This window comes from Bradyrhizobium sp. 6(2017), assembly GCF_011058295.2.
Lineage (GTDB): Bacteria > Pseudomonadota > Alphaproteobacteria > Rhizobiales > Xanthobacteraceae > Bradyrhizobium > Bradyrhizobium septentrionale.
In genome coordinates, this window is the sequence record NZ_CP049289.2 from 770,078 (window position 1) to 781,024 (window position 10,947).

The 10,947-nt window shown below is 64.3% G+C and carries 9 protein-coding genes; 6 read left to right on the plus strand and 3 right to left on the minus strand.

The window, feature by feature from the left end; all coding sequences use genetic code 11:
- Nucleotides 1-233 precede the first annotated feature (233 nt).
- Nucleotides 234-998, plus strand: a complete 765-nt coding sequence (locus tag G6P99_RS03650) for a helix-turn-helix domain-containing protein (protein ID WP_029080469.1) — start codon at nt 234-236, stop codon at nt 996-998.
- A gap of 251 nt (nt 999-1,249) precedes the next feature.
- Here G6P99_RS03650 and G6P99_RS03655 read toward each other — a convergent pair whose 3' ends face one another.
- On the minus strand, nt 1,250-2,470 hold the full coding sequence (locus tag G6P99_RS03655; protein ID WP_035976700.1) for an ABC transporter substrate-binding protein: 1,221 nt from the start codon (nt 2,468-2,470) through the stop codon (nt 1,250-1,252).
- 128 nt (nt 2,471-2,598) lie between these two features.
- Nucleotides 2,599-4,140, minus strand: a complete 1,542-nt coding sequence (locus G6P99_RS03660; RefSeq protein ID WP_029080467.1) for an acyl-CoA synthetase — start codon at nt 4,138-4,140, stop codon at nt 2,599-2,601.
- Between the two features lie 215 nt (nt 4,141-4,355).
- On the opposite strand from G6P99_RS03660, the gene G6P99_RS03665 reads away from it, so the two are divergent.
- From G6P99_RS03665 to G6P99_RS03680, 4 genes are all read left to right on the plus strand, one after another.
- On the plus strand, nt 4,356-5,492 hold the full coding sequence (locus G6P99_RS03665; protein WP_165127294.1) for an acyl-CoA dehydrogenase family protein: 1,137 nt from the start codon (nt 4,356-4,358) through the stop codon (nt 5,490-5,492).
- Between the two features lie 116 nt (nt 5,493-5,608).
- A complete protein-coding gene (locus G6P99_RS03670; RefSeq protein WP_165127296.1) occupies nt 5,609-6,778 on the plus strand; it encodes an acyl-CoA dehydrogenase family protein in 1,170 nt (389 codons plus the stop codon).
- On the plus strand, nt 6,778-7,434 hold the full coding sequence (locus G6P99_RS03675; protein ID WP_029080464.1) for a glutathione S-transferase family protein: 657 nt from the start codon (nt 6,778-6,780) through the stop codon (nt 7,432-7,434). The genes G6P99_RS03670 and G6P99_RS03675 overlap by 1 nt, the downstream gene beginning before the upstream one ends.
- Before the next feature lie 133 nt (nt 7,435-7,567).
- Nucleotides 7,568-8,386 carry a helix-turn-helix domain-containing protein gene (locus tag G6P99_RS03680; protein WP_156928537.1) on the plus strand — a complete coding sequence of 273 codons (819 nt, stop codon included), beginning with the start codon at nt 7,568-7,570 and terminating at the stop codon, nt 8,384-8,386.
- Nucleotides 8,387-8,564: 178 nt separating this feature from the next.
- Here G6P99_RS03680 and G6P99_RS03685 read toward each other — a convergent pair whose 3' ends face one another.
- Nucleotides 8,565-9,788: an ABC transporter substrate-binding protein gene (locus tag G6P99_RS03685; protein WP_165127298.1), complete on the minus strand. Its 1,224-nt coding sequence runs from the start codon at nt 9,786-9,788 to the stop codon at nt 8,565-8,567.
- A gap of 218 nt (nt 9,789-10,006) precedes the next feature.
- Between G6P99_RS03685 and G6P99_RS03690 the strand changes: the two genes are divergently transcribed.
- Nucleotides 10,007-10,873 (plus strand): 3-keto-5-aminohexanoate cleavage protein, encoded by an 867-nt coding sequence (locus G6P99_RS03690; protein ID WP_029080461.1) that lies wholly within the window; start codon nt 10,007-10,009, stop codon nt 10,871-10,873.
- The last annotated feature ends 74 nt before the right edge of the window (nt 10,874-10,947 follow it).

Genomic DNA, 10,947 nt, shown 5'->3' on the forward strand with positions numbered 1-10,947 from the left:
GCGGGCTGCTCTCACATGCATCGTAAATCGTCATTTTCGTCACTCCCGAGCGAGGCTTTCGCTGCCTCGCGATCATGGAGAACGGCGGTTTTGGCGCGAGCAGAATGATCGGCAATGATTGGCCGCGGCCCGGCGCGGCCCGCCGCTCGCGGAGGCGGGTTTGTGCGGTTTTGTGATGGATTGTCCGGTCTGCTAGACTGCCCAGACTCATGGGGAATCGGGCAGGAATCACGATGCCGACGCCGGACAAGCAGCTTTCCGCCGAGCAGAGCCAGCAGGTTGCGGAGACCATTCGCGAGGAAATCGCGCGCCGCCGCATCTCGCGGCAGACCTTGGCCGAGCAGGCGAAGCTCAGCCTGTCGACGCTGGAGAAGGTGCTCGGCGGCCGCCGCCCGTTCACGCTGGCGACCACCGTGCGGCTGGAGCAGGCGCTTGGCGTCTCGCTCCGCAAGCTGCCCGAGGCGATCAGTGTGGTCGCGCCTGCCAATGGCGGGATCGCACCGGACAGCCTCGGATCCTATTCGCGCCGCTCGGTGGCGCGGATCGAGGGCACCTACATCACGGTGCGTCCGTCGTTCGGCGAGAAGGGCGCGGTCTATGCTTATCGCACCGAGATCGCCTGGGACGACGCGGCATCATCGCTCGGCTTTCGCGAGGGCGAGCGACAGGACACCGACTACACCCAGTATGGCGAGGTGGCGGTGCCCAATGAATCAGGCTTCGTCTACCTCGTGACCAACCGGCACGGCCAGCATCGCGTGATCACGGTCTCGCGCCCGCGCAATTCCGGCGAGATGTACGGCATCATTACGACGTTGCTCGCCGGCCGCGGTTCGCTGCTGACGCCGGTCGCCGCGCCGATCGCGTTCCTGCCGGTGAAGAACGTGCCCAAGCCGAGCGTCGGCCGGGTGTCGGCCGACGATGCCAACTTTGCCCTCTATCGCGAGCATCTGCGCCGCACGATCGATGAGCCGTTTGCGATCTTTTTGCCGGGATAATGTCGACAGGATTACGGGGCCGGTCCCGTCATCCTGAGGAGCGCGGAACGCGCGTCTCGAAGGATGCACGGCCACCAGCCGGGCCGTCGACCCTTCGAGACGCCGCTTCGCGGCTCCTCAGGGTGACGGTGAGATAGGGGCGCGCATCGCTCTGCCGGATTTCATCCAGCCTATCACTCCGCAAGAACAACGAAGCCGCCCGAAAGGGCGGCTTCGCGATCCTGTGCCGTTAGTTCGTTGAACGGACTGAACTAGCCCCCGGTCTCCGCGCTGATGATGTCGCCGAACAGCTCCCACTGCCCGTTCTTGAACTGCATCATCTTGAGCTGCTCGACCGGGGCGAAGTCGGTCGCGCTGGTGTTGATCCGGATGCCGGGGATAAGCGTGTCGGGCGTGAAGTCCTTCAGGCTCGCGGCCTGCTTCATCACGTTCTCGCGCGTCAGATTGTCGCCGGCCTGCTTCAGCACCTGCGCCATGGTCTGCGCCGCGGCGTAGCCATAGACCAGATTGGCGTCGGACAGATTGGCGCCCGGCAGGTACTTCTCGGCGAAGGCCATGAATTTCTTCATGCCTTCATCGTTCTTCCACTGCGGATCGGACGCGTCCTTGAGGTAGCCGGCCGACAGCACGCCTTCGGAAGCCTCGAGCCCGGCGGGCTTCATGACCGCGCCGATCGAAATCGAGACGTCGGTCATCACGTGCATCGGCTTCCAGTTGAGCTCGGCGATCTTCTTGATCGCCTGCGCGGCGAATTTCGGCGTCGAGATGTTGACGAACACATCGGCGCCGGTGTCCTTCAGCTTGACGATGTGGGAATCGATCGACGGCTCGGTGGTCTCGTAGCTTTCCTCGGCGACGATCTTGACGGACGACTTGTCGAGGACCTCCTTCAGGCCGATCAGGTAGTCCTTGCCGAAATCGTCATTGGCATAGAAGATCACGACCTTGGCGTCCGGCTTGGCTTTCAGGATGTACTTGCCGAAGATCCGCGCCTCGACGCGATAGCTCGGCTGGAAGCCCATCGTCCACGGGAAATCCTTCGGATCGTTCCACTTGCTGGCGCCGGTGGCGAGGAAGAGCTGCGGCACCTTCTTGGCGTTGTGATACTTCTGCACTGCGGTCTGCGTCGGCGTGCCCAGCGCGTTGAACACCAGAAAGACCTCGTCGCTCTCGATCAGCTTGCGGATCTGCTCCACCGTCTTTGGCGGCGAGTAGCCGTCGTCATAGGAGATCCAGTTGATCTTGCGGCCGTTGATGCCGCCCTGATCGTTGATCATCTTGAAATAGGCTTCTTCGGTCTTGCCGATGACGCCGTAGGCGGAGGCGGGACCGCTATAGGCCTCGACATTGCCGATCTTGATCTCGGTGTCGGAGGCGCCGGTGTCATATTTCTTTTGGGCAAAGGCGGCCTGGGTGGAGAGCAGGCAGAGCGCCGTGGCGGCGGCCAGCAGCAACAGTTTTGTTGTTTTCATAAAGACAATTTCCTCGATTGATTTTGATTGGGGACTTAACGCAACGAACCCGCAGCCGGTCCCGACAGACGGCTATGGGGCAATTGTTGTCGCGGCGAGATCATAAGCGCGTCACGCGCGTCTTGAGATCACGCCGCGGTATCGGTTGGCTTCGGCTGGCTGAATTGCTGCCGGAGCGTCGGCTTATGAATTTTGCCTGTCGCGTTTCGCGGCAGGGCATCGATGAATTCGATCAGGCGCGGGCATTTGAACCGCGCCAGATTGGCCTGGCAATGCGCGTGAATCTCCGTCGGCGTCAGCGAGTGGCCGGGTTTCACCGCGATCACGGCCATCCCGACCTCGCCCCATTGCTCGTTGGGGATGCCGATGACGGCGGCCTCGGCCACGGCTGCCAACTGGTGCAGCACGCTCTCGACCTCGGCCGGATAGACGTTCTCGCCGCCGGAGATGTACATGTCCTTCCAGCGGTCGACGATGTAGTAGAAGCCCTCCTCGTCGATCCGCGTGGCGTCGCCGGTATGCAGCCAGCCGTCGGTGAAGGAGGAGGCGTTGGCGTCCGGCCGGTTCCAGTAGCCCGGCGTGATGTTCGGACCCTTGACCCAGAGCTCGCCGAGCTCTCCGACCGCGGCATCGCTGCCGTCGGGCCGCACGATGCGCACTTCCGTATGCAGCACCGGCTTGCCGGATGAGCCGGCCTTGCGCGCGGCATCCTCGCGGTCGAGCACCATCACCGCGGGCGAGGTCTCGGTCATGCCGTAGCCCTGTTGCAGCGCGACGCCGCGCGCCTCCCAGGTCTTGAGCAGCGGCACCGGCATCGGCGCGCCGCCGACACCGCCAATGACGAGGCGGCTGAAATCCGCTGACGCGAAGGCCGGATGCTGCGCCATGAACTGGTAAATCGCGGGCACGCCGAAGAACACGTTGATGCCCTGCGCCGGATCAGAGATCAGCTTCAGCGCCTCGCTGGGGTCGAAGGCGCGCATGATCAGCACGGTGCCGCCCGCATGCAGCACCGGGTTGGTGTAGCAATTCAGCCCGCCGGTGTGGAACAGCGGCAGCACCGTCAGCAGCACCGAGGCCGGCGAGATATAGGCGGGGCCGCCGAGATTGACGCAATTCCAGAACGTCATCCCATGCGTGATGATTGCGCCCTTGGGTTGGCCCGTGGTGCCCGAGGTGTACATGATGGTCGAGATGTCATCGAGCATGACCTCCTCGAACCGCTCGAGCGCCCTCGCCGCAGCAATGCCGGCCTCATAGGCGCCGCCGGGGCCGAGCCGCACCGCGGCAGCGACATTGCAGAGTTTGGCGACCTCAAGCGCCGTCTCGGCGAGATCGTCATCATGGATCATCACCTTCGGCGAGGCGTCGGCTGTGATGTAGCGCAGCTCGGGAACGGTGAGGCGGGTGTTGAGCGGCAGGAAGATCGCGCCGATCCGGAAGCAGGCGAACTGCACCTCCAGCGTATCCGTGGTGTTCAGCGCCAGCACCGCGACGCGATCGCCGCCGCCGACCTTGAGCTCGTCGCGCAGATAGCCCGCGAGCCGCGACACGCGGGCGTCGAGCTCCGCATAGCTGAAGCGGCGATTGCTTGCGAGATCGACAAGCGCCATCTTGTCCGGCGTCCGCCGGCGATGATGCGCGATCCAGTCGTAGTAACGAACCGGCAAATGTCCCTCCTCCGGAACGGCAGTCTTGCGCCGCCTGTTCCTGGCTCGATTGATGCCATGAATTGGCAGTGGAGGGGGCGTATTGGGATACTGTCTTGCGTTTACTGGCTGGCTTGTGCCGGGATGGAAAGCCGGTCCGGCGGGCAGCCACTCGACGCAAGTGAACAGGGAAGAATCCGGACATCGTCGGAGGCGGGAATCAACGGAGCAAGCGGATGGCAAACCCGTTCTACACCAGCGAGCATGAGGCCTTTCGCGAGGTGATGCGGCGCTTTGTTGCCAGGGAAATCGAGCCTTATGCCCATCAATGGGACGAGGAGGGCGAGTTTCCGCGCGAGCTCTACGCCAAGGCGTCCGAGATCGGGCTGCTCGGCCTCGGCTTCCCGGAAGAATATGGCGGGATCGCCGCCGACCAGTTCATGCGGATCGTGGCCTCGCAGGAGCTGGCGCGGGCCGGCGCCGGCGGCGTCTCCTCGAGCCTGATGAGCCACACCATCGGCTCGCCGCCGATCGCCCGCGCCGCCCGGTCCGAGGTGAAGGCGCGGGTGCTGCCGGAGGTACTCGCGGGCAAGAAGATCTCAGCGCTCGCGATCACCGAGCCGAGCGGCGGCTCCGATGTCGCCAACCTCCGCACCAAGGCGCGGCGCGACGGCGACCATTACGTCGTCTCTGGCGAGAAGACCTTCATCACCTCGGGCATGCGCGCCGACTACCTGACGGTCGCGGTGCGCACCGGTGGCGAGGGCCCCGGCGGCGTCAGCCTCCTCTTGATCGAGGGCAACACGCCCGGCCTGTCCCGCACCCGGCTGAAGAAAATGGGCTGGTGGGCGTCGGATACCGCGACACTGCATTTCGACGAATGCCGCGTGCCGGTCGAGAACCTGATCGGCGAGGAAGGCCAGGGCTTCAAGATCATCATGCAGAACTTCAACAGCGAGCGCATGGGCATGGCGGCGAGCTGCACCGCCTATGCGCGGGTCTGCCTCGACGAGGCGATCGCCTATGCCAAGGAGCGCAAGACGTTCGGCAAGCCAATCGCCCAGCACCAGGTGATCAGGCACAAGATCGTCGACATGGCGCAGAAGGTCGCGGCCTCGCAGGCGATGCTGGAAATGCTGGCATGGCGGCTCGGCCAGGGCGAAAGCCCGGTCGCCGAGATCTGCATGATGAAGAACCAGGCCACCCAGACCATGGCGCATTGCGCTTCCGAGGCGGTGCAGGTCTTCGGCGGCGCCGGCTTCATGCGCGGCATCAAGGTCGAGCGCATCTACCGCGAAGTCAAAGTCAACGCCATCGGCGGCGGCACCGAGGAGATCATGAAGGATCTCGCGAGCCGGCAGATGGGGTTGTGAGTGACATGTCGTCGTTCCGGGGCGCGCGCAGCGCGAACCCGGAACCTAGAGATTGAACGGATCGAGATTCCGGGTTCGCCCGCTGCGCGGTCGCCCCGGAATGACAGGAAGCAAAAATGCTCTTCACCGCCGACCATGACGAACCGCGCCGCGCACTGCAAAAGTTCATCGCGGCCGAGATCAATCCCCATGTCGACGAATGGGAGATGGCCGATATCCTTCCGGCGCATGAGCTGTTCAAGAAGCTCGGCAATCTCGGCTTCCTCGGCCTCAACAAGCCGGTCGAATATGGCGGCCAGGGGCTGGATTACTCCTACGCGCTGATGATGGCCGAAGAGTTGGGTGCCATCACCTGCGGCGGCGTGCCGATGGCGATCGGGGTGCAGACCGATATGGCGACGCCGGCGCTGGCGCGGTTCGGCTCCGACGAGGTGCGCCGCGAATTTTTGGCGCCGGCGATTGCGGGCGACCAGGTCGCCTGCATCGGCGTCTCCGAGCCCGGCGCGGGCTCGGACGTCGCCTCGATCAAGACCAGTGCCCGCGCCGACGGCGACGATTACGTCATCAATGGCGGCAAGATGTGGATCACCAACGGCACCCAGGCCGACTGGATCTGCCTGCTCGCCAACACCAGCGACGGCCCGGTCCATCGAAACAAGTCGCTGATCTGCGTGCCGATGAAGACCAGGGGCGTGCAGGTCGCGCGCAAACTCGACAAGCTCGGCATGCGCTCGTCCGATACCGCGCAGATCTTCTTCGACAATGTCCGGGTGCCGAAGCGCAACCGGATCGGCGAGGAGGGGCAGGGCTTCACCTACCAGATGATCCAGTTCCAGGAGGAGCGGTTGTGGGGCGCGGCGGCCTGCCTGAAGGCGCATGAGTATATCATCAACGAGACAATCGAGTACACCCGCAACCGCAAGGCGTTCGGCGGCTCGATCCTCGACAATCAGGTGGTGCACTTCAAGCTCGCGGAGATGCAGACCGAGGTCGAGCTGCTGCGCTCGCTAATCTACCGCGCCGGCGAGGCGCTGGTGGCCGGCGAGGACGTCACCCGGCTCGCGACCATGGCGAAACTGAAGGCCGGCCGGCTCGGCCGCGAGCTCACCGATGCCTGCCTGCAATATTGGGGCGGCATGGGTTTTACCAACGAGACACCGGTGAGCCGCGCCTATCGCGACAGCCGCCTGACCTCGATCGGCGGCGGCGCCGACGAGGTGATGCTGATGGTTCTTTGCAAGATGATGGGCACGCTGCCGGGCCTCAAGCAAAAGGGAAACGCCTGATGATCACGCTGTATCACTGCGACGCCGCGCGCTCGTTCCGTCCGCTGTGGATGCTGGAGGAGCTCGTGCTTCACTATGAGCTGAAGATGCTGCCGTTCCCGCCGCGCGTGTTCGCCAAGGAATATCTCGGCATCAATCCGCTCGGCACCATCCCGTTCATGATCGACGGCGAGACGAAGATGACCGAATCGTCCGGCATCTGCCATTACCTCGGCACCAAATACGGCCCGACGACGCTGATCGTAGGTCCCGACGAGCCGGCCTATGGCGCCTTCCTGAACTGGATGTATTTCTCCGACGCGACGCTGACCTTTCCGCAGACGCTGGTGCTCCGCTACAGCCAGCTCGAACCGGAGGAGCGGCGCAACCCGCAGGTCTCGGGCGATTATGCAAAATGGTTCCTCGGTCGGCTGCGCGCGGTCGAGGCGGCAGCGGCGAATTCGGAATTCCTCTGCGCGGAACGCTTCACCGCCGCCGACATTGCCAACGGCTATGCGCTCCGGCTCGCCGGCAATATCGGCCTCGCCAAGGATTTCGGGCCGAATGTCGCGGCCTATTGGGCGCGGCTGCAGCAGCGTGATGGCTACAAGCGCGCGGTGGCGGCGGAGCAAAAAGCCGGGCAGGAACAGAACGTTGCGCCGCGCGCGCGGCCGTAACTTCTCCGTCGTTCCGGGGCAATGCGTCGGATCGCCCCGGAATGACGACGTTCAGCGTCGGTGACAGGTTGCGAATTTGCGCTATGGTAGCTCCGCCGCAGCGGCCCAAAGAGCCGCGCGAGGAGGAACCGCCATGGACGCGATCGTGGACGCAAAGGGCGAGCAATCCGGCCACCGGATGCTGATCACGCCGGAACGGGTGTTCTATGCCGGGCTGCTCGGCCGCCCGCGCGAGCGCTGTCCCGGCGCATTCCATGTCTATGTCGCGATCCGCGACGGGTTGCATCTGTCGACCAGCGAAGGCCGCGAGTCCCATGGCGAGCTCGCCGTGACGATGCCGAACCTGCGCCACACCATCACCAGCGAATATCGCTCGGCGATCTGCGTTGCGATCGAGCCGGAGAGCGTGCCCGACGGCACGCTGGAGGCGGTCGCCCGCCGCCTGCAAGGATCGGACTCGCATCTGTTCGCGGGTCGCATCCGCGCCGCCTATGCGACGCTTGCCGAGATGCAGCATCGTGACGCGATTGCGAATGCCGAGTTCGACACGATGTGCTTCGGCGACGCGCTGCCGCAGCGCGCGCTCGATCCGCGCGTGGTGCGCGCGATCGGCCGCATCGGGCAATTCTCCGGCGAGCCGGTGACCGCGGCTGGCTGCGCCACCGAGGCCGGGTTGTCGCCCTCGCGTTTCCTGCATCTGTTCAAGGAGGAGACCGGAATCTCGTTCCGCTCCTTCCGCGCCTGGAAGCGTGCGCGGCATCTGCTGCACTTCGCCAACCAGGACATCAACCTCGCGCATCTCGCGCAGGACATCGGCTATCCCGATAGCACCCATTTCAGCCACTCGATCCGCCGCTTCTATGGCCTGAAGCCGCGCGCGATCTTCTCCGGCTCGCGCGATCTTGCGATCTACCGCACCGGGCAGGCGGCGAGCGAACGCGCACTGACATAAATGTCGCCGTCGTCCCGGCGAAGGCCGGGACCCATAACCACCGATCCCAATGAGTTTAGACGGCTGGGGCTCCAGCGGACTCAACTAACCACTGTTCGTGGTTATGGGTCCCGGGTCGCGCGGAGCCTGTCATCGGGCGGCGCTTCGCGCCGACCCGTTGGCTTGCCCGGGACGACGGTTAGAGGTTCGCGCCCTGGATCACCTCGCCAAAGCGCAGCCAGCCCGGGCCCTCGATCCGTTGCAGCTGAAGCTGCTGCAGCGGGTGATGGTTGGTCGGGCTGGTGTTGACGCGGATGCCGGGCAACAGCGTCGGGACCTCGATGTCCGTCAGATTGTTCGCCTGCGCCATGATGTTGTCGCGGGCGAAATTGCCCTTGCATTGCTCGAGCACGATCTTCAACACCTGCGCCACTGTGTAGGCGTAGAGATTATAGCCTTCCTTCGGATTGCCGTCGGGGAAGTACTTTTCCATGAAGGCGAGGAAAGTCTTCACGCCGGGGTCGTTGGCCCAGGCCGGATCGGCGACGTCCTTCACATAGGCCGACGAGATCGTGCCCTGCGACTTGTCCAGACCAACCGGCGCGATGGTCGAGGAGATCGAGGCCGCGCCGCTGGCGATGAAATGCATCGGCTTCCAGCCGAGCTCATAGATCTTGCGGATCGACTGCGCGCAGAACTTTGCCGTGGTGCCCGAGATCAGCACATCGGGATTGGCGCCGCGCAGCGTAACGATCTGGGAATCGATCGTGGGATCGGTGACCTCGTGCGAGGCGACCACGGCTGATGTCGCGAACCGCTCGCCCAGCACATCCCTGGCGCCGGCGACGAAATCCTTGCCGAGATCGTCGTTCTGGTAGAGCACCGCGAACTTCGCGTCCTTGTTCTGGCTCAGCGCATATTTGACGAATACCTGCGCCTCGGTCCGCGCGCTCGGAGCAAAGCCCATGGTCCAGGGATAGCTCTTGTAGTCGCCCCATTTGTCGCCGTTCACCGACAGGAACAGATGCGGCACCTTAGCGGCGTTGATGTATTTGACGACGGACGAGTTCGGCGCGGTGCCGAGCATGTTGAACAGGAAGGCGACATTGTCGCTTTCGATCAGGCGGCGCACCTGCTCGACCGTCTTCGCTGGATTGAACGCGTCGTCGTAATAGATGTACTTGATCTGCCGACCGGCGATGCCGCCCTGCTCGTTGAGCATCTTGAAGTAGGCTTCCTGGCAGCGCGCCTGCACGCCGAGCGCTGACACCGGTCCGCTGAGCGAGGTGGTGCTGCCGATCCTGATCTCGGTCGCGGTGACGCCGGGCGTGTCCTCGGCAAGCGAAGGCCGCAGGCCTGCAGCTGCGGCAAGGCCAGCGCCTGCCGCGCCGGTGAGCCATGTGCGCCGGTTGATCGAGACCATGACGTTCTCCCCGTGATGCCGGCTTGTTGCGCCGCTTCTGCTTGGCGAGCAGAGCCTATGCGTCGTGCGGTCTTACGTCTTGTGTTAACCGGCTGGCGGCGAATTGCTGCGCGGGCGCATCGACTTAGCCAGTCAACGCAAGATGGCGCGACGGCAAAGTTCTCATCATGGGAAAACCAACGGCGCATGTGCGCTGCAACCCGGACAAGCGAGACGCCATGAGCGACAAGGCCGTCATCACCTGCGCGCTGAACGGCGTGCTTACCGACCCGAAGCAGCACAACGTCCCGGTGACGCCGGAACAGATGGCGCGCGAGGCCAAAGCCGCGTTCAACGCCGGCGCCAGCATCATGCACATCCATCTGCGCCAGCAGGAGCCGAACAAGGGCCACCTGCCGTCATGGGATGTCAGCATCAGCAAGGAGATCCAGCAGGCGATCCGCGAGGCTTGCCCGGGCGTGATCATCAATCACACCACGGGGACCTCGGGCCCGAACTACCAGGGCGCGCTCGACTGCGTGCGCGAGACCAGGCCCGAGATCGCCGCCTGCAATGCAGGCTCTCTGAACTATCTGAAGGTCAAGGCCGACAACACCTGGGCGTGGCCGCCGATGATGTTCGATAACGCGGTCGAGAAGGTGCAGGACTATCTCGATGTGATGAAGGTGGCCGGCACCATCCCCGAATTCGAATGCTTCGATGTCGGCATCGTGCGCTGCGTCGGCATGTACCGGCAGACCGGCATGTATTCCGGGCCGCTCGAATACAATTTCGTCATGGGCGTCGCCTCGGGCATGCCGGCTGATCCGGAGCTGCTGCCGATCCTCTTGAAGCTGAAGATGCCGGACGCGCATTGGCAGGTCACCGCGATCGGCCGCGCCGAGATCTGGCCGCTGCACCAGCGCGCCGCCGACCTCGGCGGCCATCTGCGTAGCGGGCTCGAGGACACGTTCTATCTCGGCGACGGCACCAAGGTGACCTCGAACGGGCAGCTCGTCGAAGGCCTCGCCGCCTGCGCGCGCCGTGCCGGCCGCGAGATAGCGAGCCCAGCAGAAGCGCGGCAGATCTTTGGGGTCAGGCACTGATCGTCAACCCCGCCGTCATTGCGAGCGAAGCGAAGCAATCCATCTTGCCATCGGAAGGATTGCTTCGTCGCTTC